A 25,084-nucleotide genomic window follows, 5' to 3' on the forward strand; every position below is an offset into this window, starting at 1 on the left:
GGCCACATTTATCTCATCTGAACAAAATTCGAACTAATCTCAGCCAAAATTGTTTACGCTATAATCAACCCTAAAAATCATTGAATTTTTTATAAAAAATCCCTTGACGCCCCACCCCTTGGTCATTAAGATACGCCGCACTTTCAAGGCTAATCCCTGATAGCTCAGTTGGTAGAGCAGTAGACTGTTAATCTATTGGTCGCTGGTTCGAGTCCAGCTCAGGGAGCCAACCTTGACTGTACAGCTGATGATCCCCGATAGCTCAGTTGGTAGAGCAGTAGACTGTTAATCTATTGGTCGCTGGTTCGAGTCCAGCTCGGGGAGCCATTAAGTCGGAGTGTAGCGCAGCTTGGTAGCGCATCTGGTTTGGGACCAGAGGGTCGGGGGTTCGAATCCCTCCACTCCGACCACTTTCATTGGCAAATTTCTAAATACCTGCTCAGGTATCATCGTCGGAGTGTAGCGCAGCTTGGTAGCGCATCTGGTTTGGGACCAGAGGGTCGGGGGTTCGAATCCCTCCACTCCGACCACTTTCTTTGGGAAATTTCTGTATATCTGATCAAGTATAATCGTCGGAGTGTAGCGCAGCTTGGTAGCGCATCTGGTTTGGGACCAGAGGGTCGGGGGTTCGAATCCCTCCACTCCGACCATCTTAATATTCTCAATTTAGCTCATCATGACAAACCAAATCATTAGCGCTATTTTTAGAAATGAGAACATCCGAAGGGGTTCGAACCGAGCGTAGCGAGATAACGGAACGAAGTGACGACCCGCAGGGTGAGCATAGCAAATACCCCCTCCACTCCGACCATCTTTCTAAGCTAATACCATCATTATTTGCTTGCTTTACTTCGCCGCAATAATTCCTTTATAACCATCAAGCTTTATACAATCATAGTCCGACAATAAACATACCAACAATTACTTCCAAAGCATTCACTCTGAGCTAATATTTTTCTTCCTGAACCTGCCTCAAAAACTCATACCCCCCTTCAGTCTCACGCGTCAGAAAAGAATATTTTTCAATATCACCACTACGCTGCGCTTTCATAGCCTGCTCAAGCTTAGCGTTATATTCTTTCTTAAGTATTTTTTCAGGATTCTGCTTTAAAAATGAGAACATCTGTTTCACCTTACATTTCAGAGAAACAGATATTACGAGAGGAGAAAGTGAACCGATCACACAAACACTGTAGCCGGTTCTAATATGAACTTTATGATTAAACGACCGGCTCTTCGAAGAATTTGGCCAACACTTTCGTCAAATCAACAACATCTTTAGTGCCAGCCATTTCTCGAATAGAGTGCATCGCAAATTGCGGAACACCAATATCCAGTGTTTTCACACCCAACTCTGCAGCTGTAATTGGCCCTATAGTACTACCGCACGCCATATCACTTCTTACAACAAATGCCTGAACTGGAACATTCACCTGCTGAGCAAGATCCCTAAAAATAGCACTAGTTTCACTATTTGAGGCATAGCGTTGATTGGCATTGAGTTTAATCACAGGCCCTTCATTTATTAATGGACCATGGTTTGCATCATGCTTATCCGCAAAATTAGGATGAATACCATGAGCGTTATCTGCCGAGATCATCATAGAGCGACTTATCATCCGCACCCTATCCTCGACATCAGGCATCAATCGCTCCAGCACCTGACTCAACATTGGTCCTTGCGCACCAGAAGAACTCATACTACCTACTTCTTCATGGTCATTGCAGACCAAAAGCGCCCCTTGCTCAAAATCAGATTGCAGTAATGCAGCCAACCCCATATAGCAACTTAATAGATTATCCAGTCTCGCAGATGACAAATACTCTTTGTTTAGCCCTGTCAATGCTGGCTTTTGCGTATCGTATAGCGAAATTTCATAATCAAGAATCTCAGCTAAATCCTCAACACCCTCGATAGATAATCTATCTGCAAGCATCTGCTTAAAGCTAAATTCTTTATCCCCTTGCCCTAAAATAACTGGCAAATAGGTTTGAGCATTGATTGTTCTACTTTTATTTGCCTCTCGATCTAGATGGATGGCTAAACTAGGGATTAGCGCTATTGGCTCCTTAAAGTTAACTAATGCCTGACAACGCTCACCCTTCAAAGATTTATAACTAACTCGCCCTGCCATAGACAGATCACGATCAAACCAAGGATTTAACAGCACACCACCATAGACCTCAACTCCCAACTGCTGATAGCCATGGCGGTTCAGCTCAGGAACTGGCTTCACTTTTAGACAAGGCGAATCAGTATGCGCACCCACCATACGTAATCCAGACTCCGCCAAATTAGCATCACAAGGTAAAGACCAAGCAATGATGGACGAGCCATTGCGAGTGACATAATACTTTCCACCCGCTTGTAACTGCCAACTTTCCTCTTCGCGCAGCTCCACAAAACCATTTGCAGCCAAACGCTGCGACATCTCCTTTACCGCATGATACGGAGTTGGAGACGCTTCTAAGAACAACTGTAAATCCGCAATTAAGTCTGTCATTTAAAATCCTATTTCTCAGAAGCTTTAAAATCGATCAACTCAACTTTAAATATCAAAGTTGAGTTCGCAGGAATATCAACACTTGGGCTTGTCGCGCCATACGCTAGCTCTGGCTTAATATAAAACATCCAAATCGCCCCTTTATTCATCATAGCCAAACCCTCAGTCCAGCCGCGAATAACTCGATTTAACGGAAAGGCACTAGGATCACCACGCTTATAAGAACTATCAAATACATGCCCATCCACCCGCTTACCTTCGTAATGAACAGTTACAGTATCGGTAATATTGGGACTAACACCCTCACCAGCTTTAATGACTTTATATTGCAAACCGCTCGCTGTTACTTTTACGTCTTGCTCTTTTGCATTGGATTCTAGAAATGCTACGCCTTCCTTTCTTACATCATCATTCAGCGCCTTCTCAACTAACGCTTGACGAAACTTCATTTCCTCAGGATCTTCACCACAACCACTTACCATTCCTAGCGCAATCGCCAGAGCTGTAACACCTACGATTTTCATGTTCATAACCGAATACCAAATAAATCCATACACTCTTTATAAGCAATTGATTTTACAACAGTGCCGCGCATGTCTACACTCAACAAACTGTGATAGGGAACTCACAACCCTTTTTTAGGGTCATAGTTAAATCCAGAGCGCCGAATTAAGACTTACATTATGCATAGATCGCTATTAAAGCCACTGTTGTTTACTGCGTTATCCTTCCTAATTCCAAGTACTGCCAATGCACTTGCAACTCCGCTCAAATCCGAGCCGGTGCATAAGCAAACGTTATTAGAAATTACAGAATCGCTCAAACTAGGCCACTATAACAGAGTCAATTTGGATGATTCATTATCTGGACAGATCTTTAATCAATATATTAAAGATCTCGACCCTGCACGCAGCTATTTTTACAAAAGCGATATAGATGAGTTTGAAAAATATCGCTTAGTACTAGACGATCAAATCCGCTCCGGAGAACTCACCGCAGCTTATTTCATTTTTAACCGCTATCAAGAACGCATAGAAGGCCGACTAGAATTCATTATTGATGAATTAGAACAAGGCAAAATATTTGATTTCTCGATTGATGAGAGCCTAAACACTGATCGAGAAAACGCCGCCTGGATTAAATCTACACAAGAGATGAATGCGCTTTGGGATCGTCGACTTAAGAGCGCTCTACTTAACCTTCTTTTAGCTGACAAAACTGAAGAAGAAGCACGAGAAGTCCTAATAAAACGCTATAAAAACCAGCTTAAAAGAAGCCTACAAGTGAATAGCGAAGACGTATTCCAATCGTTTGCCAACGCTTTCACCAAGCAATACGACCCACATACTCAGTACTTTTCGCCAAGAAAATCCGAGAATTTCAAAATTAATATGAGCTTATCCCTTGAAGGGATTGGCGCTGTATTAAAAAGCGAAAACGAGTTTACACAGATTGTTAGACTTGTTCCCGCTGGCCCTGCTGAAAAGACCGGCCAACTAAAAGCTACTGACCGCATTATTGGTGTGGGCCAAGGTGAAGACGGCGATATCGAAGATGTCGTAGGCTGGAGATTGGACGATGTTGTTCAACTTATTCGAGGCCCTAAAGGAACTACGGTTAGACTAGAAGTAAGGACTTCTGAGCGCGAAGACATACCTTCCAAAATCGTAAAAATTGTTCGTAATAAAGTAAAACTAGAAGAACAATCTGCCCAAAAGCGCGTACTTGAAATTGAACACCTTGGCCAACCATTCAAACTTGGCGTAATTGAGATACCGGCCTTCTATATTGATTTTGCAGCACTACAGCGCGGTGACGACGACTATAAAAGCACTTCCCGCGATGTAGAAAAGTTAGTCCAAGAACTCAAAGATGAAAATGTTGATGGCCTAATTGTAGACCTTCGCAATAATGGTGGCGGCTCCCTACGTGAAGCCAATGACACTGTTGGCCTATTTATTCAACGCGGCCCAACCGTTCAAGTAAAAGACTCTACAGGGCGAGTAGAAGTTCTTAGAGACCTAAACCCCAAAGTATCCTACGGTGGACCAATGGCCGTCCTAGTGAATCGCCTGTCCGCTTCTGCTTCAGAAATTTTCGCTGGCGCTATTCAAGACTATAACCGCGGCATCGTTATTGGCGGCCAAACCTTTGGTAAAGGCACAGTTCAAACCTTACTACCCCTTAACCACGGCCAACTAAAACTAACACACGCTATGTTTTATCGAATTTCTGGCGACAGCACCCAGAATAAAGGCGTAATGCCCGATATCACATTCCCTACCCTTTATGATCCTGAAATTATTGGGGAAAGCGCACTAGATCAAGCACTAGCTTGGGATAAAGTTCGATCCGCGCCTCATGGCGTTTACCCAAATCTGAAACAATTTTTAACTCAGATTAACTCACGCTACCAGTCACGAAGCCTGGCAAATCCTGACTTTATTTTCATGCGCGAACAGGTTGAACATCTTAACGAAGTGCGTAAGGAAAGTAGCCTAATTCCTCTACAAGAGTCAGCACTTAAAACTGAACGAGAAAAAGCGGAAGAATGGCAAGTTAATGCGGAAAACCGTCGCCGCAGCAAAAAACAACTACCGCCAATCAAATCGCTATCAGAGCTTGATGATGAGCGAGAGAAAGATGCTCAAGGCAGACCTATCAACCCAGAAGCAGAAGCAATGCTTGTAGAAAGCGGGAGAATCCTTCTTGATACTGCATTCCTGCAATTGCAATACTCAGCTAACGAGACGCAAAAAAGCGACCAGAAATAGACTATCAGCGCGGAGGTAAATCTCCGCCTAGCTATAACAACGTCCGCCACCCGCTAGATAGGAAAGCAGTAAACAATGAATACCAGAAAGCTTCTTGTAGTACTGATCATCATTCCAATTGTTTTAGCCGTTCTTGGTGGCGGCGGTTATTTTGCTTATAACGAAATGCAAGGCCAGCACAAAGAAAACTTAAAGGACTTAGAGAAATTTGGCTTCACAGTCCTACCTAGCAATGTGCACACCGAGACAACTGGCGAACTCGGTACCAAGCAGCTTCCAGCCACTTTCGCACAAGACAAACTCACCCCAACGCAGAAAGTTATCAAAGGCTTAATGGCCGACAATGAGAAGCTTCTGGATGAGCAAGAAATTTATAAAAAACAGATTGAAGGGCTTAAAGCTGAAATAGCAGCTCTTGAACAATACAAAAAGCTAAATGAACATTTTGCTCCCCTAACAATTGTTGAGGAGATTGCAGCGGTAGAAAAACAACTTAAACAGATTTTAATTGATATGCCTGATGCGCGCCGCTTCTCTAACCTGCAAATCGAAGCCATGTCAGCAGCAGCCGGAAACGAGTACAAAAAGTTCATAGCAGGCAAACGCTTGATTCTTTCAGAATTTGAACGAGAATCCTTAGTCAAGAAGTACATGCCAGAGTATTCATTTTGCGTTGGAGACGGTATTGAAATTGCGGCCAATTCCCCACGTGAAGAGCGACTGATTACCCAGTTTTTCCGCAAACAAGACAGCAGCAAATTAACCTCTGATCTTAAAAACGATTTGAGCACAGTGATCAAACCCTGCCAAACAGCCCTTTATCAGCGCTTAGCAGATTACGACAAACCCTTCTAATCTAAGTAAAAGACCTGTATTCCCGTACAAATTACTGTATAATGTGCGCTCATTTTCTATTGAATTGGGCGCTATTCCGGTCAAAACGTCCCTTTCATATATATTAAACTGACCCTGTGAATCCGGTTTTACAGGCTGAAAGTGCTGTTATCCAATCTCTATCTCTTTTAGAGATACTACAGCCCTTACATAGGACATATTCAATGAGCGAAAGCTTTGCTGATCTGTTTGAAGAATCCCTTCAATCACTAGACATGACTCCAGGTAAATTGGTAATTGGTGAAGTTGTTGATATCGACAGCGACTGGGTTACTGTACATGCTGGTCTAAAATCTGAAGCAATCATCCCGCGTTCTCAGTTCCTTAACGATGCTAACGAACTTGAGATCAAAATCGGTGACGACGTTAAAGTTGCACTAGAAGCGGTTGAAGATGGTTTCGGTGAAACTCGTCTATCTCGTGAAAAAGCGAAACGCGCTGAAGCTTGGGAAGTTCTACAGACTAAATTTGAAGCTGAAGAAACTGTTAAAGGTTACATCAGCGGCAAAGTTAAAGGCGGCTTCACAGTTAGCATCAACAACATTCAAGGCTTCCTACCAGGTTCTTTGGTAGACGTTCGCCCTGTACGTGACGTTGATCACCTAGAAGGCAAAGAGCTTGAATTCAAACTAATCAAGCTTGATCCTAAGCGTAACAACATCGTTGTTTCTCGCCGCGCAGTTCTTCAAGAAGCTAACAGCGCTCAGCGTGATGAGCTACTAGCTACTCTAGAAGAAGGTCAAGAAGTTAAAGGCTTCGTTAAGAACCTTACTAACTACGGTGCATTCATCGATCTTGGCGGTGTTGACGGTCTTCTACACATCACTGACATGGCTTGGAAGCGTATCTCTCACCCATCAGAGATGCTAAACCCAGGCGATGAGATCACTGTTAAGATCATCAAGTTCGACAAAGAATCTGGTCGTATCTCTCTAGGTCTTAAGCAGCTTTCTCAAGACCCATGGTCTCTTATCAAAGAACGTTACCCAGCTGGTGCTAAGTGCAAGGCACGCATCACTAACCTTACTGATTACGGCTGCTTCGCATCTATCGAAGACGGCGTAGAAGGTCTGGTACACGTTTCTGAAATGTCTTGGACTAACAAGAACATCCACCCATCTAAAGTTGTTCAGATCGGTGATGAGCTAGAAGTTATGATCCTTGACGTAGACGAAGAGCGTCGTCGTATTTCTCTAGGCATCAAACAGTGCACAGCTAACCCATGGGTTACTTTCGCTGAGCAGTTTGCTGCGAACGACAAAGTTACTGGTACTATCAAAACTATCACTGACTTCGGTATCTTCGTTGGCCTACAGGACGAGCTTGACGGTCTTGTTCACATGTCTGACATCACTTGGGAAGCCGATGCTGAAGCAGCTCTACGCCAGTTCAAGAAAGGCGAAGAAGTTGAAGCCGTTATCCTTTCTATCGATGCAGAGAAAGAGCGTATCTCTCTTGGTATCAAACAGCTTGAAAGCGATCCATTCGCTGAATTCGCTGCAGCTAACGACAAAGGCGCTATCGTAACTGGTAAAGTTACTTCTGTAGACGCTAAAGCAGCTGTTATCGAGCTAGCTGAAGGTATCGAAGGTACTCTGAAAGTATCTGAGATCTCTGTAGATCGCGTTGAAGATGCATCTACTGTTCTTAACGTTGGTGAAGAAGTAGAAGCTAAGATCATCACTCTTGATCGTCGCAACCGCGTTATCAACCTGTCTATCAAAGCAAAAGAACAGGCTGAAGAGAAAGCAGCAATCTCTGCTGTACGCAACGCTGAAGTTGAAGTATCTGGCCCAACTACAATTGGTGACCTGATCAAAGCTCAGCTAGACAACCAGAAGTAATCACTTCTTGTTGAAGCTAAAAAGCCGCAATCATTGATTGCGGCTTTTTTGTTTTCGTTAAATAAACCTAGCTAGCAAATCTATATCCACGCTTACCACTGCGCTTCACTTTATACATTGCATGATCAGCTTCCTTCAGAAGCACCTCAGCATTTTTATTCAACGCCCCTTCCTCTAAAAGCGAAATCCCTACACTTACACCAATACAGGCCTCTTGTTCCTTGCCATTCATATCAGCGATCGAAAACGGCTCATTCATCACAGCAATAATCTTGGATGCAACGACTTCAGCATCTTTAGCAGACTTTATCCCTGACATTAAGATAATAAATTCATCACCTCCGATACGACCCACCGTATCCACTGCGCGCACTTGATGAACCAAACGCTTCCCAGATTCAACCAACACTTGATCACCCGCATCATGACCAAAACTATCATTAACAGCTTTAAAACCATCGAGGTCTACAAACATTATCGCAGCTGAAGCTCCTTCTCGCTGCGCCTGCGCAATAACCTTAGTCATACGATCACGACACAAACGCAGGCTAGGCAGCCCAGTTAAAGCATCATAATGAGCGAGCTTATCCAACCTTGCCTTGGCCTTTTCTGTCTGTTGAAGTGCATTATGTAGCTCTGTAACATCATATTCAGACACCAAAAGGAGGTAATCGCCCGTCAATGGATGACGGCTCGTACGGAGATCCACAACATGTCGGCGCACGCCTTTACTCGTTACCATCAAGTGTTCTGACTGCCCATCTTGATGCTGTCGGCCCTGCTCAAGAAGCTCAAGCCCTTCTTTAACGTCGTGAAATCGGCACACAAACACAGAAGCATCATTATTCTGAGCATCAACAAAGCCATATAATTCTGCTGCGGCTGGATTTTCAAACATCGGCGTACCGCTCATATCAAAACTAGTAACAGCAACTGATGTATAACGGATCGCTTCAGAAAAGATGAGATGCTCTGGCTGCTCACCCAGATCAACCTGCTCACTAATAAACGCAATAATGCCACGGTGCTTTTCAGGACCAAGCAGCACTGCTTTATGTCGCATCAAGAGCGTTTTAGGTTTACCGTTTGGATAAGTTGTCCAAGGGTCAACTGTCATCCCTTGAGCCGCTGCTTTATAGAATGTTTGCTCGGTCCGCTTACGAGCACCTTCTGTATCAGCCGATAGGTCTTTATCAATCAAATCCTGAACAGTTGGCAGCCCCCAAAATTCGAGTGCGCGCTCATTTCCCCACCAAAAGCCATGTCGATCTAGATCAAAAATCCAAATAACATCAGGCACAAAATCGAACGCAGAAATTGCATCGAAATTATCTAAGATAGGCAGATGATTAAATTGATCAGAAATGCTCAAAGCTATTATCTCCAACTACTAGATACAACTTTAAGTTAGGAAAACACTAACAGCAAATTAGATATTAGGCATAAAAAAAGCGCCCTAGGCGCTTTTCATCTATTCGAGAATATAATCTTCGAATTCTTCCTCAGAAATTTCATTATCTTTTACTTCGTACCAAGTTAGCACCGAGGCTCCTGATTCAATCACCGTTTCTTGGCGCCCAGACAATAAAGGGTGCCATTCAGGAAGATCTTTACCTTCATGAATTAAGCGGTAAGAACAGGTCGGCGGAAGCCAATGAAAGTCATCAACATCCTTCGGAGTAAGCTTGACGCAATCAGGCACTAAAGAGCAACGCTCCTCATATTTTGTGCAACGACAGGTATCAAAATCTAGAAGATGACAAACAACAGAGGTATAAAAAACCTCTTTTGTATCTTCATCTTCCAGCTTGTGGAGACAACAAAGCGCACAGCCATCACAAAGAGATTCCCACTCCGAAGAACTCATATCCTGTAGGCTTTTACTGCGCCAAAATACTTCTTGAGCTACCACTTAGCGAACACCAGTTTCCGGGCGATCTTTATGAAGATCAAGCATATAGTCATCTTTTGGCGGCGGCATTTGCAAGAAATACCCCTTCTCATCTAGATCAGACAACACCTTTTCGGTATCAACCCTAGCCAACTCACGATCAGCCGTTAAAGGAATATCCATCACATGCTTTGGCGAACCAAACATTTCTAATAGCGCTTCCGGCACTTTACTCAGTTGATCTCGCTTATCTACATAAAGATACATCTCATCTTTACGCGGGCTCAGGTAAACAGAGCATATTTTCATCGGTTAAGCACCTTCAGTTCTTAATTTTTCAATCTTTTGCAATTCGGCTAACAATTGAGACGCAAGAAGCTCCTGCCTCCAAGCCGTAATTTTTTCAGGTAAGCGATACTCACCCTCATCAACCCCTGAACGAATAAGTAGCTCTAATTCTTTTCTTCGCAGTAAAATTTCAGGAGCGACGTTCTGTTCTTCAGCCACACGACGAGCAATCGCTTTCAGCTTCTTAATGTGTTTGTTCCAAAAGAAGTGTAGCGGCTTAGGAATAGGTGCAGGGCTGTTTTTAGCCGCACTTTCCTGTCCAGACTTTAAAAAGCCTAAAATCGCTTCGCCGTCAGTACGAAGTATACGCTTTTTCACTTCATCTAGCCGCGATAACTCAGATAAACTACGCGGCCATTTTTCCACTATTTGCAACAAAGCCTGATTTCTAAGGATTCTGTTACGTGGAACATCGCGTTTTCTCGCAATCTGCTCACGCCATGCAGTCAGATCACGTAATGCTGCCATTTTGTGCTCCGGCAGGTTCCACATTTGGGTGAAGCGACGGTAATAACCATAGCCCTCGACATCATCCACCAGCGCCTCAGCTAAAAGCGCCTCATTTTCCTGCTCAGCCCAATGATAACGGTCTAAAGCTTCCAGCTCTGATTTTTGCATCAAGTATATTGCAGGAAGGTACGCCACATCTAGCGCTGCATATAACTCTTGACTTGCAGTCAGAGGGCGCTGCAGCCAATTAGAAGTAGTCTCATGTTTCGCTAATTGAATACCTAGCTTTTGCTCAAGCATTCTTTGAAGGCCCAATGAGAATCCCCAATTGAGTACAGCACCACCTAATTGCGTATCAAATAACGGCGTAGGCAGTACACCAAACATTTTTAGAAATAGTTCTAGATCTTCATTTGCAGCATGCATGAGCTTTACAACTGAACGGTCAGCAAAGAGATCAGCCAACGCACTAAAATCTTCAATCTCTAGAGGATCAATCAAGTAGCAGCATTGATCATCAGCAACTTGAATAAGCCCAGGGATAGGATAAAACGTTTCAACTCGCTGAAACTCTGTATCTAGTGCAATGACTGGAAGCGCACGCCATTTATTGCAACACTCAACTAGCGCATCTTCTGAACGAATCCAGACAGGTGTTCTTGCTGATACTTCTAGCTTTTTCCAACTATATTCTGTCATCTGGAGATTCTTACCTCAAAGCAGAGAACGTCTTCCTGCTATTGCATGAGCTAACGTGCCACCGTCTACGAACTCTAATTCGCCACCTACAGGTACACCATGAGCGATTCGAGAGACTTTAACATCCAACCCCTTAACTTGAGCAGCAATAAAATGGGCCGTTGCTTCGCCTTCTACCGTTGGATTGGTCGCAAGGATTAATTCTCGGATGTCGCTCGATCTAACCTTCTCTAAAAGAAGATCAATACCCAGATCTTCAGGACCTATGCCATCGATAGGCGACAGATGCCCAGAAAGTACAAAATAACGACCGTTATACCCACCCGTCTGTTCAACCGCCAACACATCTACCGGCGACTCGAGTACGCACAGTAGATGCTTATCTCTCGTTTCTGATTGGCAAATATCACAGACATCCTGCTCAGATAAAGTGCGACATTCACTGCAATGACCGATCTCAGCAACCGCTTTTTCAAGCGCAGCAGACAGAGATAATGCTCCTTCAGAATCACGCTCAAGCAGATGAAAAGCCATACGCTGTGCCGATTTAGGACCAACTCCAGGCAAACAACGTAAAGCGTTTATTAACTGCTGAATTAATGGACTGAATGACATCGATTAGAACGGCATATTGAAACCAGGAGGCATTCCCATACCACCGGTCACTTCAGACATTTTCTCTTGAGTGTAAGATTCGATTTTACGCACTGCATCATTTACCGCCGCAGCGATCAAATCTTCTAAAATCTCTTTGTCTTCTTCCATCAAGCTGTCATCAATATTGATGCTTTTAACGTCGTGACGACCGTTCATTACAACTTTCACAAGACCCGCACCAGACTCACCAGTTTGCTCTGCAAGTGCGATTTGCTCTTGTGCTTTTTGCAGGTTCTCCTGCATTTTTTGGGCCTGTTTCATCAGGTTACCCATACCGCCTTTCATCATGTATATCCTCAATTAATTATCGATGGGAACCACGGACGAGAGTTCAATCCGTGCATCAAAATGCTCTTGTAGTAATTGTACCGTACTATCGTTACGAATAGATTCAACAGCTAATAGATGACGCTCTTCTCGTTTACGATTTATAAATTGTGCAGGCGTTTCCTGCTGCTGTTCAGCTTGTAAAAACTCAACCTGAACAGGGTTATTAAAATAACTATTCAGTGCATCCGAAATACGCTGACACTGTACTTCGTTCAGCATCGTCTTCTGCTCTTTGGTGTAATGTAAAACCATCGATTCAGACGATATTTGTTCCAAAGAGAGATGAGTCGCTAAACTTTCGGTCATGCCACTTAGACCAAGGCTACGACTAATATGTACCCAGTCAGGCAGGGAGACTTCCGCTAAATTACGCGAACACTCTACAACCTCAACACGTGTTTTAGAGATCTCACCTATCTCTTCTGTTACTTCTGCCTGAGGAGCTTGCGCAACCGCAGTTGCTTCCATTTCAGAATAAGCATTAGTTGCTGATACGTGAGTTGGCTCTTGCTCATCAAAACCACCTACATCATCCATATCCCAAGGAGGCGGTTCATCTCCTTGGTTATTTAGCGCTTCAGGCTTTTTTGCAGGGCTTACCTCCGCCACTGGCGCCATCGGACTTGCCTGCCCCAATGGAGGAACATCTGATACTGGCGGCTCATACGGCGGTGGAGATTCTACTGCTGGAGGTTGACTATCCATCTGCGCTGGAGCCGGTTGCATTGGCGCAGATTGAGGCGCAGGTGCAGTTTGAGCAACTGGTGTCTGTGCGACAGGAGCGGGTTGGATCGATTCAGCTACAGGCGGAGGCACTTCCGCAGTTACAGAAGCAGTAGTGGTCTGACTTACTTGTTGAGGCAAACTTGATGCAACCTCAACTTGGCGCGGCTGAGCACCAGCAGGACGAAATGCCAGCATTCTCAGCAATACCATTTCCAAACCTTCGCGTGGATCAGGAACGAAAGGAAGGTCCTTACGCCCCATCAAAGCAACTTGGTAATAGAGCTGTACGTCTTCAGCCGTTAATTTGCTAGCAAGTTCAATTATCTGATCTTTATCTCCCATGCTGTTATCCACAGCATCAGGGATCGTTTGCGCCATCGCGATACGGTGCAATACGCCGATCAAATCACCTAGAACCGTATTATAGTCAGGTGAAAACTGAGCCAAATCAGTCACTGCCGCCATTAGGCCTTTAGCGTCTGATGCAGCTAAGCAGAACAACATCTGATAGACCAAACGCTGATCAATTGTGCCCAGCATGGCGCGAACATCTGCTTCACCAATCTGCCCAGCTCCAAAAGCGATCGCCTGATCGGTCAAACTCATCGCATCACGCATAGAGCCGTCTGCAGATCTCGCTAACAACCATAATGCTGGCTCTTCAAACTGAATCTGCTCTGCTGTCAGAACTGTTCGCAGATGGTTCACGATTCTTTCAGGAATCAAGTTTTTAAGATTGAACTGCAAGCAACGAGATAAAATTGTGATCGGCAGCTTCTGAGGATCAGTTGTTGCTAATAGGAATTTAACATGCGGAGGTGGCTCCTCCAGAGTTTTAAGTAGCGCGTTAAACGAGTGAGTAGAAAGCATGTGCACCTCGTCTATCAGGTACACTTTGTAGCGCCCATGGGTCGGTGCATATTGCACGTTTTCCATCAGCTCACGCGTATCTTCTACTTTCGTGCGCGAAGCCGCATCAACTTCAATAAGATCAACAAAACGCCCTTCGGCGATCTCTTTACAAGCAGAACATTGACCACAAGGCGTTGAAGACACACCCTGTTCGCAGTTGAGAGATTTGGCAAATAATCGAGCAATCGATGTTTTACCGACACCACGGGTACCGGTAAAGAGGTAGGCATGATGTAAACGATCATCATCCAACGCATTAACCAGTGCTTTAAGCACGTGCTCTTGCCCTACCATCTCCTGAAATTTAGCAGGACGCCATTTACGCGCTAGAACCTGATAACTCATCTACTTTTGCTACTTATATCGTCTAAAAATATTGGCTCTATGCTACCTCTTGAGAGCGACTTGTACCAGTGAAACCTTATGCACTTCCCGTCACAAACCTGTTTCTAAGATCGCTTCTGTCTCTGTAATTGGAACCGGTTTAGAGAAATAGAAACCCTGAGCCGTATCGCACTTCAATTCAGTTAAAATCGCTAGCTGTTCATCAGTTTCAACGCCCTCAGCAACCACTTTCATACCTAATGTATGCGCCATTGAAATGATCGTAGCCATGATCGCTTTCTCTGACTTGTTACAGCCTAATTCTGCAGTAAATGCTTTATCAACTTTCAACACATCAACCGGCAAGCGACGCAGGTAGTTCAGAGAGGAATACCCGCTTCCAAAGTCATCCAATTCGATCGCAACCCCTTTCTCTCGAATAGCTTCAAGAACAGGTAAAACTCGATCTATATTCTCAATAACCGCTGTTTCGGTAATTTCTACGCTCAAATACCCTTCAATTAGGGGGTATTGATCTAATTGTTTACTCAATTCACCAACCAAATCAGGACTTGCTAGCTGGCGTGGCGATAAGTTGATAGAGACCCTTTCCCCCTCTTGCAGCAACCCCTGTTTGACCCACTGGTCAACCTGCTTGAATACTGTCGCAAAAACCCAATTACCCAAAGGCAGGATTAATCCGCTACTTTCAGCTACAGGAATAAATTCTGCTGGAGAAATGCTACTGCCATCAAAATCAGTCCAACGAAGCAACGCTTCCAAGCCAATCACTTTTCTTGAGGTGAGACATACTTTCGCTTGGTAATACATTTCAAAAGATTCAGCATCAATAGCAGCACGGATATCAGATTTCATTTGTATCTGTTGTAGATTCTTACGATTCAGTTCCGAATCAAAGAAACATACTTGGTCGCGCCCTCGATTCTTAGCGCTATACATCGCAGCATCAGCATGCTGAATCAAGGTTTCTGCACTATCAGCGTCATGAGGGTACATGGCAATACCTATACTGGCCCCAATAAAGACATCACTGTTTTTTAACCTGAATGGACGCTTTAGTTCTTCTAGAACATTGTTCGCTATAACCAAAGCCATATTTGCCTGAAAGATACCTGGAAGAATGAGGATAAATTCGTCCCCTCCCCAACGAACAACCGTATCGGAACTTCGAACTTTTTCTCTAATTCGATTCGCCGCCTCTACAAGTAGCTGATCACCATATTCATGGCCCATAGAATCATTCACATGTTTAAAGAAATCCAAGTCAATAAACACCAAAGCCAAAGATTCTTTATGTCTGTTGGAGAGCTCCATATCATGGGCTAAGCGTTCTTTACAGAAAGTCCGATTCGCGAGATTGGTCAAGGAATCATAGTAAGCAAGGTTGCGTAGAGAAGCCTCGGTTTTCTTTTGCTCCGAAATATCCGTAAATACTCCAAAGTAACCGGTAACACTATCTTGCTCATCTTTAATTGCTTTGACCGTGAGCCACTCCGGATAGATTTGGCCATCTTTCTTTCGGTTCCAGATTTCCCCAGACCATAACCCTCTCTCTTCCAACTCTTTCCACATTGCTTCATAGAACGATGTAGGTTGTTTATGGGAGTTAAGGATATTCGGAGCCTGACCAATCACCTCTTCTTTACTGTACCCAGTAACCCTTTCAAATGCTGAATTGGCTTCTACAATCCGGTTATGCTTGTCCGTGACAATAATGCCATCATTCGTGGTTTCAAAAATATATTGGGCCAAACGTAAAGCTTTATCTTTTTCAGCTCTATCGCTCATATCAGTTGTGATCGTGCACACCGCATATAACTGTCCATCATCAAACAGAGGAAAACATTCACTGTATAGGGACTTATACTGTCTATCGCACTCGTAAGTTAACTCCCAGCTATAATGCTGCTTCGACTGAATAACTTGAGTATCGCCGTCTCGCGAGGCACGAATCACGTCAGCCGGTAATCCCTTCTCAGAGTCGTCACCTTGTAGCTCATCCACTGAAGCTAAACCTGCAAATTTTAGATAAGCGGGGTTTGCCCTTAAATATTGGCCTTCAGCATCTCGAATCACGATCATCGATGGCGAGTTTTCCAACAACTCATCTAACAGATCAACGTTAGCTTCTAGCTGAGCATGTATCGAGGAGATCTGCTTTGCCATCTCACTAAACGCAGACCCAAGCGCCCCCAATTCATCATTTCCGATCTGATCATCAAAAGCGGTCATTTGACCTTGTGAAAATGATCTACTTGCCGACACCAACCGCTGCACTCGAGAAGTGACCATCCGGTTGATAGCAAACATTAAAATCAGAGCTAAGAACAACATGGCAATAGAAAGCGCAGTAACCAAGACAGTGAGTTGCTTGCTAATAGCCTCATTCACTTCTTTATCACTTAAAGCAAGAATCATAACCCCTTGCTCTAGCTCTTGTTGTTGCGAGCCAAACACCGGAATAGTTATTGGGATCAAAGAATAGAGAACATTTTCCTTGTCAAAATAGGCATGCTGATGCAACCGCCTTTCTCGGACTTGAATAATGGTATTAAGATCTAAATGCACATCGACACGCCGGCTAACCGTTTTGCCTAGATCTTCACTATGAGATGAAAAACGAATTTGGTTAGCCGAATCCACTACCAATACTTTACTCACCTGCTCTGACTGAAGGTTCTGGCGAAATTCCCTGTTTACACCATTTGCATCCCCCCTTTCTAACAAGTAAGTCAGTGTACCTTTAAGCCGCTTAGTAACATTTTGTGCTTCATTTTGAAGCAAAGTCTGATGCTGCCTCTCAATAATAGGGGCTACAAAGAAAAGACAACTTGGGATTATCAGTGCTGTAACCAACACAATAATGACCGGAATGGAAAAGCGTAACGGTAAAGATAGTCGCATAAGAAAGCTTTTGTTATCTGTATACTTACCGGCTTAACATAGCTCACTAGATATTCCCTAGTCAGCAAGTCATAACCTTATTTACAACATAATGAGTAATTATAAATAAGGATAAGCTAAAACTATCCTCGCAAGCACCCCTAATTAGGTTTAAAATCATACAATCCCTAGACCATGGTCAAGACTATGTTTAAGAAATCCCCAAGCAAAGCGGAACTTCGCGATCAGCTCAATGCTGAGGTATCGCGGTTTCTGGAAAAAGGAGGGGAAATTAAACAGGTTGAGATGGGGGAGTCTGGATTAGTGGACGGTCGCTACACTCATCATAAATCCAACTTTGAGCACGCTAAACCGCAAGAACGAACTCCCGTCCACGGTTTATTAGCTACTATTGATGCCCGCCGCAAGAACAAAGCTACAACCTCAGCTAAGCCTAAACGTGGGAAACCTCGCAAAAAGATAATTTACGATGACTTTGGTGAACCCGTTAGAACAGTCTGGTTAGACGAATAACTTATTAAGCTAAACAAGCGCTCCAGTCGCCCCTCCTATCCTTCCTAACGTTCTAATCAAAATCTATACTGTAATAACGGAATGTATTCTTTCCGGCGCGTTTAGCTTCATACATCGCTGCATCTGCATGCTCAAAAAGTTTTTCTGGTAATTGATCATCTGGATAGATCGAGATACCAATACTCACGCCCATCTGCAAAACCACATCTTCATAGGCAAACGGTTGCTGCACAGAATTAATAATTTTCTTAGCAACCACTTCCGCATCATATTTAAATTCTAATCCAGATAGGAAAACAACAAACTCATCACCTCCTAACCTAGCTACACAATCAGATTCTCTTACACATTCAGTTAAACGCTGTGAAATCTGCTGTAGCGCTTTATCACCTGCCAAATGGCCATGAGTATCATTAATCTCTTTAAAACCATCCAAATCCAGATATAGCAAAGCTAGTATTGCCCCTTCCCTTTTTGCTTGAACCAAGGCCTGGGTTAATCGCTCATTAAATAAACTACGATTTGGCAAACGGGTTAGCGCATCATAATTAGCCCTAAAACGGATTTCGTCTTCTTGCTCTTTACGCTTACTAATATCAGTAAACAAAGCAATATATTCCAATGGTTCTCCATCTTCATCACGAACCATCGCGATGGTTTGCCATTGTGGATAAACCTCTCCAGATTTCCTGCGGTTCCAGATCTCACCTTCCCAGCGATTATTTTTTTGCAGCTCTTCAAACATCGACTTATAGAAAGATTCATCATGGTGGCCGGAGTTGAGTACTCGTGGGCTTTGCCCTAGCACCTCTTTCGATTGATAACCGGTAATCTCATAAAAAGCTGGATTCACCATCGTGATAGCCCCATTTAGATCTGTCACCATGATCGCTTCAGATGCAGCATCAAATACCGTCGTAGCGACTCGCATCCGCTCTTCAATTTTTTTATAAGCAGTCACATCTTCCTTCACAGAGATATAGTGAGTCACCTCTCCATTTTCAGAACTTACTGGTGATATTGAAGTTTTATCCCAATAAAGGCTGCCATCTTTACGACGATTACAAAGCTCTCCTTTCCAGCTTTTACCGCTGGTGATGGTTTGCCAAAGGTCAATGTAATCCTCTTTATCTGTTTCCCCAGACTGTAGAAATTTCGGGTTTTGACCAATCACCTCTTCTTTGCTGTAACCGGATGTTCGGTAAAAGCAAGGGTTAGCATAAGTAATCACGCCGTCGCTGTCCGTCATCACCACAGCAACAGGGCTCTGTTCTACAGCTTGCGATAATTCCTTAAGGTGCAAGTTTTCACCGTTTTTATCTTTCTCATATTGTTCCAACCGAGCTCCCATAATATTGAAAGCCTGAGCAGTCTCTATCAACTCTCCACAGGATTCCTCAGATACACGAAAGTTAAAATTTCCTGCTGCTATTTGTGTACTCGCTTCTCGTAGATGGGAAAGCTGTTTAGAAATGACTCTAAGCGCTAAATGTGCGCCAAGAACCATTAGAAGAATTTCCAAAAAAGCTAAACCTAGTAGTTGATAGCTAGCACCCCGAACAAGAAAATTAGTTCTTTCTGCAGGAAGACCATAATGAATTTCATAAAATGCCCCATCATCACCTTGAAGAAATAATTGCTGATCAATGACATTACCACTCCATAAAGCAGCTAAACCATGAGAATGGGCAAGACTATGGTCGCCAAGAGACACTAATGGCGAACCACTCTGATCATTAATCTGCAAATACTCCAATGAACGGGTTTGCATTAATTCATTGGCTTTATAGGTCAAGCCATTACGATGGAGCGTATTAAGCTCTGGCAACAAGGTCACACCTAAAAAGGTGTTAACTATCTGAACCCTTTGCTCTACTTCCTCCGTAGCTGTCGTTCTAAGTAGATTGAAAGTCAGCACAGACAATGCTGCAAGAAAGGCTAGACCGAGAATAATGACGGCCAAAATTATTTTGGTTTTGTACTTCATAGCAAACCGTTAACGCATTTTTTATAGTAATTAGAATGAAAAGCCGTTCAATATTAATACAATCTAAATGAACGTAAAATTACTCTCTAGTACTTAAAAACCCTTATTTTTTTGATGTTTTATTCAACAAGAGTTAACCCTAGTTACATAAACCAAAAAATCGATTTGATCGCAAGGTTTAAAAGCTTTTCCAAGCAATCCGTGGGATAATTAGAAGATAAGTTTTAACCTGATAGATAATTGGTGCTTCCCAAATGACCTCTCTTACGATTACACGCCCTGATGATTGGCATATTCACCTACGTGACGGTGTACAGCTTAAAGACACTGTCCGTGATGTAAGCCGCTACATGGGACGCGCTATCATCATGCCGAACCTAGTTCCACCTGTAACCAACACAGAAGAAGCGCTTAGCTACCGTCAACGCATCATGGATCAACAGCCGCAAGGCAACTTCGATCCTTTAATGGTGTTATATCTCACAGATAACACTGACCCTGCTGACATCAAAAAAGCGAAGGATACAGGCAAGGTTTACGCAGCTAAACTTTACCCTGCTGGTGCTACCACAAATTCCGATTCAGGCGTTACGTCCGTTAAAAACATTTACCCTGTTCTAGAAGCTATGCAAGAAGCAGGTATGTTGCTTTTGATTCATGGTGAAGTAACAGATGGCGATATTGATATCTTCGATCGTGAAAAGATCTTCATCGAAACGATTTTGAAAGATGTGGTAAATGACTTCCCTAACTTAAAAATCGTACTTGAGCACATCACAACTAAAGATGCTGCCGAGTTCGTTGAATCGGCTGGGGATAATGTTGCTGCCACCATTACAGCTCACCACCTACTTTACAACCGTAACCACATGTTGGCTGGCGGTATCCGCCCACATTATTACTGCTTGCCGATCCTGAAACGTAATATTCACCAAGACGCACTAATTAAAGCTGCGACTTCTGGCAGCAAAAAGTTCTTCTTAGGAACAGATTCAGCGCCTCACATGAAACACGCTAAAGAAGCTGCGTGTGGTTGTGCAGGTTCCTACACAGCTCACGCTGCGATTGAATTGTACGCTGAAACATTTGAAGCGGCTGGCGCGCTGGATAAGCTAGAAGCGTTCGCAAGTTTGAATGGCCCAGACTTCTACGGTCTGCCACGTAATACAGATACCATCACCTTGGCTAAAGAAAGCTGGAATGTGCCAGCAACTTATCCTCTGGGTGAAGATAATGTAGTTCCTATTCGCGCAGGCGAGCAAATTGCGTGGAAAGTAAAATAACCTGACATTCAATCAACAGGTTATATATCTTAGGGGGCCTATCTTAGCTCCCTAAGATCATCGTCAAACTGATAGTTCTTGTAAACTCATATATTCTGCTAGAATTTTTCTCACACCCTCATTCCCTTGGGCCTGCATACGCTGATAATGACTGATATTCTGTCTTAAGTACTCTTGATGATCGTCTTTCGCTAGATCCCACATCAATCCGCCAACTGCAGGAATCTCAACATCACTTAACGTAGACAGATGGATCGCTTCATAATAGCGCCCTCCATCTTTAACAATCTTCTCGTTAACCAACCCCAAACCTAATGCCTTTACACCACTACGTACTTTATGAAGTTGTCGTACTGGACAGATAAGAAAGTCGATGTCGCAATTAGGATTATTTTGCAAGACGGCCTGAACCATATCTAGCGTCAGGTCACCACCTACACCGGCAATAATGAGTAGATGACGATGCTGAATATTCGTAGCATTTTCGGGAAGAGCCAAACGGAGCTGTTGAAGATCTTCACAATGAACTTGCCAGCGTTCAATTGAATAATCGCTACCAGCTAAATGCTTTTCAAGTTTGTTGGTAATGGATTCCACTACATCCAAAAAGTGTACTTTAGCCTCAGGCTTTGCCTGCAAAATAGCCTGACCTAAATAACCATGGTCACAGCAACAATCCCAAATATGGTCATATTGACCATCAATCATTTCCAATATTGAATTCAAACGAGGTGAAAGACTCAAACTCTATATTTCCCGATATAAAAATCTATTTTTTCAAACAAAAAATAGATTCTACCATTGTCTTTTAGCGAAAAATCAACAACTATCTATAGTAGTGTTTGTTGTAGTAAAAGCGTCCGCAGGTAAACGCATTTATGAACCCGTTAAGATTCCCCCTAAGATTCATCCTATTGACGGCTATGCTGTGCGTTTCCGTAGTTCCTATCGCCCTATTTTCCTATTGGACGATTCAAAATGCACTAGAGAAAGAGTTTGCTGCTGTTCATGAAAAGCATCTTTTACTTGCGCACAACACAACCGCTGCACTAGATCGTTATGCCCTCGATGTAAAAGCGGTGTATGACACAAGTGCTCAACTCGCGCAAAACCTTCACTTCCATCCAGAACAGATCTCTTTGATGGAACAGCTCAACATACTCGCTTTTGCACAATATGATTCTTCAGGAGACCTAATCGAAAGATACTACGGTCAAGCAGTTTTAGTACCGCCATCATTATCTGAAATAGAAATGATACCAGCAGAGATAAAACCAGAGATTCAATTCTCTAAAATTTTCATCTCAGAAAACGCTCCACCTACCATCTATCTTACGTCTGTAGGCCCCAAATCTAATATCTGGATTGCGGCTATTAACCCAAACTACCTTTACAACATTCAGAAATCTATTAGCTTTGGCGATAAAGGGCATGCAGCAATAGTTGATCAATTTGGCTCCGTGATCGCTCACCCTAACCCGTCCTGGGAACAAGCAGGAAAGAACATAGCCAAAATCAGCATCATCAAGCAAATGATGCGAGGAGAGTCTGGAGTAGCACAATTTTATTCTCCTGCGATGAATGCCGACATGATCGCTGGTTTTGCGACCGTACCAACCACAGGTTGGGGAGTAATGATTCCACAACCAACATCGGAGTTGGAATCAAAACTTAAAGATTTAAAACAGGTGACCCACTTAATAGCCGCTCTCTGTTTTATCATCGTGGCATTATTAAGTTGGTGGATTTCAGGCATAGTTGTGAAACCGGTTAAACGACTGATCAAGATGACAGAGGATCTTTCGCATCACCAATACCCTCTCCCATTCAAAAAAGATGACTCTTTAACCAGTATCGAGATAGATACCTTAGTGACTAGCTTCAATACTATGGCTGAAGAGGTAGATCGCGGCCAAAAAGAGCTAGAAAAACGCGTCATTGAACGCACAGAGAAGCTACACAAAGCGGAAAAACAAGCACGCCACTTAGCATCCCATGATTTAGTCACAGGCCTGCCGAATCGAATTGCTATCCGTGCAGATGCTCAAAAACGTATTCATCGAAATGAACCATTCACCCTACTCTTTATAGACCTAGATGGGTTTAAACCGATCAATGACCAATACGGTCACCAGATGGGCGATCGTTTACTCAAAGCATTCGGAGAAAGGTTACGATCCAATTTGGGTGAAAACGACAACATCGCTCGCTACGGAGGCGATGAATTTATCGTGCTTCTTGATACCAACAGCAAAGAGAGCGCTAAAGAGACTGCAGAAGAGCTATTAACCTATACGCGCAATCCCTTTGCATTTGGCGAATATAAAGTCAGCATTCAAGCGAGTATTGGTGTAGCTCAGTCTAAACCCGACACACGTGATCTAGACCAAATTATCCATGATGCAGACATCGCCATGTACAACGCAAAGAAAGCCAGCAAGAATTGCATCGTTTGTAGCTCTGAGTAAATAGGTATTGCCTAGAAAGCTATAGATATTCCAATCACTAAACGGGCAGATCCCCTAGAATAGCCTTCGTTTCCATAAACTCTTCAATCCCGTACAGTCCCCACTCTCGACCGTTGCCCGATTGCTTATAACCACCAAATGGCGCTTTGATATCAACCGGCGCACCATTGAGATGAACCATACCGGTTCTCATTTGAACCGCGATTGATTTTGCTCGCGCCAAATCACTTGAGTAGACACCACCGGAAAGGCCATAAATACTGTCATTAGCGATTGCTACCGCCTCTTCTTCAGAGCGATAAGTCATGATGCTAACCACCGGCCCAAATATCTCTTCTTGAGCAATGGTCATATCAGGCGTAACGCCTGCGAATACCGTCGGCTTTACATAACAGCCTAACGAACAACCTTCAGGTAAACCAATACCACCAGCAACAAGTTCAGCACCTTCATCCACGCCCTTTTGAATCAAAGCTTGTACGCGCTGCCATTGTAATTCTGATACCACCGGCCCCATCACTGTTTCTTCTGATTGCGGATCACCTACAACAATTGAATCCGCTGCTTTTTGGGCGATTTCAATAGTCTCATTCAAACGAGATTCTGGAACTAATAAGCGTGTTTGAGCATTACAAGACTGGCCCGAGTTACCCATCACCGCTCTTACACAACGAGAAATAACTTTAGAGAAATCAGCATCATCCAGAACAATGGCAGCGGACTTTCCGCCCAACTCTAAAGAGACCTTCTTCAAGTTTTCAGCTGCAGCAATAGAGACTTGTTTGCCTGCTTCTGTAGATCCCGTAAATGAGATCATATCGATCTTAGGGTGAGCACTCAGCGCAGCACCTACAGCTGGTCCCGTACCATCAATTAAATTGAATACGCCCGAAGGAACACCAGCTGCATGCATAATGTCTGCAAAGATATGCGCTGTGCGCGGGGCGATCTCACTAGGTTTTAGTACAACTGTACAACCTGCTGCAATAGCTGGAGCAACTTTGCAGGTAATTTGATTTAACGGCCAATTCCAAGGCGTAATAAGACCGCAAACACCAATCGGTTCTTTAACGATACGGGTCGACCCAATGACCTCAGTGAAATCATGCTTTTTAAGCAGACTTAAAGCCGCCTTTAAATGTCCTAACCCAGCCGGCACTTGAGCTTGGCGAGATAAACCTAATGGCGCGCCCATCTCTTCAGTAGTCGCCTCGACAAGTGCTTCGGCACGCTTTTCATATTCAGTAATAATACGCTGTAAAAGCGCGATTCTTTCTTCTTTGGAGGTTTGCGAGAAAGATGCAAAGGCAGCAACAGCTGCGTCAACAGCGAGATCGACATCATCATTATTGCCAAGGCTAATTTGAGAGACAACCTCATTGGTCGCCGGATTAAAAACATCCAAGACGTCATTGCCAGATGACTTAATCCATTCACCATTAATATAGAATTTTTTTAAATCATTCATATCTCTCTATCCTTTCTATCGTCTCTCAAACATAGACCATTCATGCCGAAGCAGACACAAAAAAAGCCGCGTTTGCGGCTTTTCTCA

At 43.6% G+C, this 25,084-nt stretch carries 20 protein-coding genes and 5 tRNA genes; 11 read left to right on the top strand and 14 right to left on the bottom strand.

Annotated elements, in window-relative coordinates; translation table 11 throughout:
* Nucleotides 1–153: 153 nt before the first annotated feature.
* The 5 genes from ACMXYS_RS11360 to ACMXYS_RS11380 all read left to right on the top strand — a co-directional run bounded on the left by ACMXYS_RS11360 (nt 154) and on the right by ACMXYS_RS11380 (nt 650).
* Nucleotides 154–229 (top strand) — tRNA-Asn (locus ACMXYS_RS11360).
* A gap of 22 nt (nt 230–251) precedes the next feature.
* Nucleotides 252–327 (top strand) — tRNA-Asn (locus tag ACMXYS_RS11365).
* 6 nt (nt 328–333) lie between these two features.
* Nucleotides 334–410, top strand: a tRNA-Pro gene (locus ACMXYS_RS11370).
* Between the two features lie 43 nt (nt 411–453).
* Nucleotides 454–530 (top strand) — tRNA-Pro (locus ACMXYS_RS11375).
* Between the two features lie 43 nt (nt 531–573).
* Nucleotides 574–650 (top strand) — tRNA-Pro (locus tag ACMXYS_RS11380).
* Between the two features lie 296 nt (nt 651–946).
* On the opposite strand, the gene ACMXYS_RS11385 is transcribed toward ACMXYS_RS11380, so the two are convergent.
* The 3 genes from ACMXYS_RS11385 to ACMXYS_RS11395 form a co-directional block, all read right to left on the bottom strand.
* Nucleotides 947–1,123, bottom strand: coding sequence for a DUF6435 family protein (locus tag ACMXYS_RS11385; protein WP_415896568.1), 177 nt, complete (start codon nt 1,121–1,123; stop codon nt 947–949).
* A gap of 97 nt (nt 1,124–1,220) precedes the next feature.
* Nucleotides 1,221–2,504, bottom strand: coding sequence for a M18 family aminopeptidase (locus ACMXYS_RS11390; RefSeq protein ID WP_415896569.1), 1,284 nt, complete (start codon nt 2,502–2,504; stop codon nt 1,221–1,223).
* Nucleotides 2,505–2,512: 8 nt separating this feature from the next.
* Nucleotides 2,513–3,034 carry an FKBP-type peptidyl-prolyl cis-trans isomerase gene (locus tag ACMXYS_RS11395; protein WP_415896570.1) on the bottom strand — a complete coding sequence of 174 codons (522 nt, stop codon included), beginning with the start codon at nt 3,032–3,034 and terminating at the stop codon, nt 2,513–2,515.
* 153 nt (nt 3,035–3,187) lie between these two features.
* Between ACMXYS_RS11395 and ACMXYS_RS11400 the strand changes: the two genes are divergently transcribed.
* The 3 genes from ACMXYS_RS11400 (at nt 3,188) to rpsA (ending at nt 8,016) form a co-directional block, all read left to right on the top strand.
* Nucleotides 3,188–5,278 carry a carboxy terminal-processing peptidase gene (locus tag ACMXYS_RS11400; RefSeq protein ID WP_415896571.1) on the top strand — a complete coding sequence of 697 codons (2,091 nt, stop codon included), beginning with the start codon at nt 3,188–3,190 and terminating at the stop codon, nt 5,276–5,278.
* Nucleotides 5,279–5,353: 75 nt separating this feature from the next.
* Nucleotides 5,354–6,133: a hypothetical protein gene (locus tag ACMXYS_RS11405; RefSeq protein ID WP_415896572.1), complete on the top strand. Its 780-nt coding sequence runs from the start codon at nt 5,354–5,356 to the stop codon at nt 6,131–6,133.
* Between the two features lie 203 nt (nt 6,134–6,336).
* Complete coding sequence (gene rpsA / locus ACMXYS_RS11410; protein ID WP_415881747.1) at nt 6,337–8,016, top strand: 30S ribosomal protein S1; 1,680 nt, start codon at nt 6,337–6,339, stop codon at nt 8,014–8,016.
* Nucleotides 8,017–8,083: 67 nt separating this feature from the next.
* Here rpsA and ACMXYS_RS11415 read toward each other — a convergent pair whose 3' ends face one another.
* The 8 genes from ACMXYS_RS11415 to ACMXYS_RS11450 all read right to left on the bottom strand — a co-directional run bounded on the left by ACMXYS_RS11415 (nt 8,084) and on the right by ACMXYS_RS11450 (nt 17,278).
* Nucleotides 8,084–9,388, bottom strand: a complete 1,305-nt coding sequence (locus tag ACMXYS_RS11415) for a diguanylate cyclase domain-containing protein (protein ID WP_415896573.1) — start codon at nt 9,386–9,388, stop codon at nt 8,084–8,086.
* A gap of 99 nt (nt 9,389–9,487) precedes the next feature.
* The gene (locus ACMXYS_RS11420; protein WP_415881749.1) at nt 9,488–9,928 is read right to left on the bottom strand and encodes a YcgN family cysteine cluster protein; all 441 of its coding nucleotides are present in this window, start codon (nt 9,926–9,928) and stop codon (nt 9,488–9,490) included.
* Nucleotides 9,929–10,216: a YcgL domain-containing protein gene (locus tag ACMXYS_RS11425; protein ID WP_415896574.1), complete on the bottom strand. Its 288-nt coding sequence runs from the start codon at nt 10,214–10,216 to the stop codon at nt 9,929–9,931.
* A gap of 3 nt (nt 10,217–10,219) precedes the next feature.
* The gene (rnd, locus tag ACMXYS_RS11430; RefSeq protein ID WP_415896575.1) at nt 10,220–11,404 is read right to left on the bottom strand and encodes a ribonuclease D; all 1,185 of its coding nucleotides are present in this window, start codon (nt 11,402–11,404) and stop codon (nt 10,220–10,222) included.
* Nucleotides 11,405–11,419: 15 nt separating this feature from the next.
* On the bottom strand, nt 11,420–12,019 hold the full coding sequence (gene recR / locus ACMXYS_RS11435) for a recombination mediator RecR (protein WP_415896576.1): 600 nt from the start codon (nt 12,017–12,019) through the stop codon (nt 11,420–11,422).
* Nucleotides 12,020–12,022: 3 nt separating this feature from the next.
* Entirely contained in the window at nt 12,023–12,349 is a 327-nt protein-coding gene (locus ACMXYS_RS11440; protein WP_415881753.1) for a YbaB/EbfC family nucleoid-associated protein, read from the bottom strand.
* A 12-nt stretch (nt 12,350–12,361) separates the two neighbouring features.
* Nucleotides 12,362–14,374 carry a DNA polymerase III subunit gamma/tau gene (gene dnaX, locus ACMXYS_RS11445; RefSeq protein ID WP_415896577.1) on the bottom strand — a complete coding sequence of 671 codons (2,013 nt, stop codon included), beginning with the start codon at nt 14,372–14,374 and terminating at the stop codon, nt 12,362–12,364.
* A gap of 90 nt (nt 14,375–14,464) precedes the next feature.
* Nucleotides 14,465–17,278 (bottom strand): EAL domain-containing protein, encoded by a 2,814-nt coding sequence (locus tag ACMXYS_RS11450; protein WP_415896578.1) that lies wholly within the window; start codon nt 17,276–17,278, stop codon nt 14,465–14,467.
* Between the two features lie 186 nt (nt 17,279–17,464).
* Here ACMXYS_RS11450 and ACMXYS_RS11455 point away from each other — a divergent pair, with 186 nt between their 5' ends.
* On the top strand, nt 17,465–17,791 hold the full coding sequence (locus ACMXYS_RS11455) for a hypothetical protein (RefSeq protein WP_415881756.1): 327 nt from the start codon (nt 17,465–17,467) through the stop codon (nt 17,789–17,791).
* Nucleotides 17,792–17,843: 52 nt separating this feature from the next.
* Here ACMXYS_RS11455 and ACMXYS_RS11460 read toward each other — a convergent pair whose 3' ends face one another.
* Nucleotides 17,844–19,778: a diguanylate cyclase domain-containing protein gene (locus tag ACMXYS_RS11460; RefSeq protein WP_415881757.1), complete on the bottom strand. Its 1,935-nt coding sequence runs from the start codon at nt 19,776–19,778 to the stop codon at nt 17,844–17,846.
* Nucleotides 19,779–20,032: 254 nt separating this feature from the next.
* Between ACMXYS_RS11460 and pyrC the strand changes: the two genes are divergently transcribed.
* The gene (gene pyrC, locus ACMXYS_RS11465; protein ID WP_415896579.1) at nt 20,033–21,061 is read left to right on the top strand and encodes a dihydroorotase; all 1,029 of its coding nucleotides are present in this window, start codon (nt 20,033–20,035) and stop codon (nt 21,059–21,061) included.
* A 63-nt stretch (nt 21,062–21,124) separates the two neighbouring features.
* On the opposite strand, the gene ACMXYS_RS11470 is transcribed toward pyrC, so the two are convergent.
* Nucleotides 21,125–21,805 (bottom strand): SAM-dependent methyltransferase, encoded by a 681-nt coding sequence (locus ACMXYS_RS11470; RefSeq protein ID WP_415896580.1) that lies wholly within the window; start codon nt 21,803–21,805, stop codon nt 21,125–21,127.
* Between the two features lie 134 nt (nt 21,806–21,939).
* Between ACMXYS_RS11470 and ACMXYS_RS11475 the strand changes: the two genes are divergently transcribed.
* Nucleotides 21,940–23,529, top strand: a complete 1,590-nt coding sequence (locus tag ACMXYS_RS11475) for a diguanylate cyclase domain-containing protein (protein WP_415896581.1) — start codon at nt 21,940–21,942, stop codon at nt 23,527–23,529.
* A gap of 37 nt (nt 23,530–23,566) precedes the next feature.
* On the opposite strand, the gene ACMXYS_RS11480 is transcribed toward ACMXYS_RS11475, so the two are convergent.
* Nucleotides 23,567–24,997 carry an aldehyde dehydrogenase family protein gene (locus tag ACMXYS_RS11480; RefSeq protein ID WP_415896582.1) on the bottom strand — a complete coding sequence of 477 codons (1,431 nt, stop codon included), beginning with the start codon at nt 24,995–24,997 and terminating at the stop codon, nt 23,567–23,569.
* Nucleotides 24,998–25,084: the final 87 nt, after the last annotated feature.

This window comes from Neptuniibacter sp. QD57_21, from assembly GCF_047778075.1.
GTDB lineage: Bacteria > Pseudomonadota > Gammaproteobacteria > Pseudomonadales > Balneatricaceae > Neptuniibacter.

Excerpts from the sequence above, each read along its gene's own strand:
- ACMXYS_RS11390 (WP_415896569.1), bottom strand. The coding sequence starts at position 2,504 with ATGACAGACTTAATTGCGGATTTACAGTTGTTCTTAGAAGCGTCTCCA.
- ACMXYS_RS11475 (WP_415896581.1), top strand. The coding sequence starts at position 21,940 with ATGAACCCGTTAAGATTCCCCCTAAGATTCATCCTATTGACGGCTATG.
- ACMXYS_RS11440 (WP_415881753.1), bottom strand. The coding sequence starts at position 12,349 with ATGATGAAAGGCGGTATGGGTAACCTGATGAAACAGGCCCAAAAAATG.
- ACMXYS_RS11385 (WP_415896568.1), bottom strand. The coding sequence starts at position 1,123 with ATGTTCTCATTTTTAAAGCAGAATCCTGAAAAAATACTTAAGAAAGAA.
- ACMXYS_RS11455 (WP_415881756.1), top strand. The coding sequence starts at position 17,465 with ATGTTTAAGAAATCCCCAAGCAAAGCGGAACTTCGCGATCAGCTCAAT.
- rpsA (WP_415881747.1), top strand. The coding sequence starts at position 6,337 with ATGAGCGAAAGCTTTGCTGATCTGTTTGAAGAATCCCTTCAATCACTA.
- recR (WP_415896576.1), bottom strand. The coding sequence starts at position 12,019 with ATGTCATTCAGTCCATTAATTCAGCAGTTAATAAACGCTTTACGTTGT.
- rnd (WP_415896575.1), bottom strand. The coding sequence starts at position 11,404 with ATGACAGAATATAGTTGGAAAAAGCTAGAAGTATCAGCAAGAACACCT.
- ACMXYS_RS11405 (WP_415896572.1), top strand. The coding sequence starts at position 5,354 with ATGAATACCAGAAAGCTTCTTGTAGTACTGATCATCATTCCAATTGTT.
- ACMXYS_RS11400 (WP_415896571.1), top strand. The coding sequence starts at position 3,188 with ATGCATAGATCGCTATTAAAGCCACTGTTGTTTACTGCGTTATCCTTC.
- pyrC (WP_415896579.1), top strand. The coding sequence starts at position 20,033 with ATGACCTCTCTTACGATTACACGCCCTGATGATTGGCATATTCACCTA.
- dnaX (WP_415896577.1), bottom strand. The coding sequence starts at position 14,374 with ATGAGTTATCAGGTTCTAGCGCGTAAATGGCGTCCTGCTAAATTTCAG.
- ACMXYS_RS11460 (WP_415881757.1), bottom strand. The coding sequence starts at position 19,778 with ATGAAGTACAAAACCAAAATAATTTTGGCCGTCATTATTCTCGGTCTA.
- ACMXYS_RS11480 (WP_415896582.1), bottom strand. The coding sequence starts at position 24,997 with ATGAATGATTTAAAAAAATTCTATATTAATGGTGAATGGATTAAGTCA.
- ACMXYS_RS11395 (WP_415896570.1), bottom strand. The coding sequence starts at position 3,034 with ATGAACATGAAAATCGTAGGTGTTACAGCTCTGGCGATTGCGCTAGGA.
- ACMXYS_RS11450 (WP_415896578.1), bottom strand. The coding sequence starts at position 17,278 with ATGCGACTATCTTTACCGTTACGCTTTTCCATTCCGGTCATTATTGTG.
- ACMXYS_RS11425 (WP_415896574.1), bottom strand. The coding sequence starts at position 10,216 with ATGAAAATATGCTCTGTTTACCTGAGCCCGCGTAAAGATGAGATGTAT.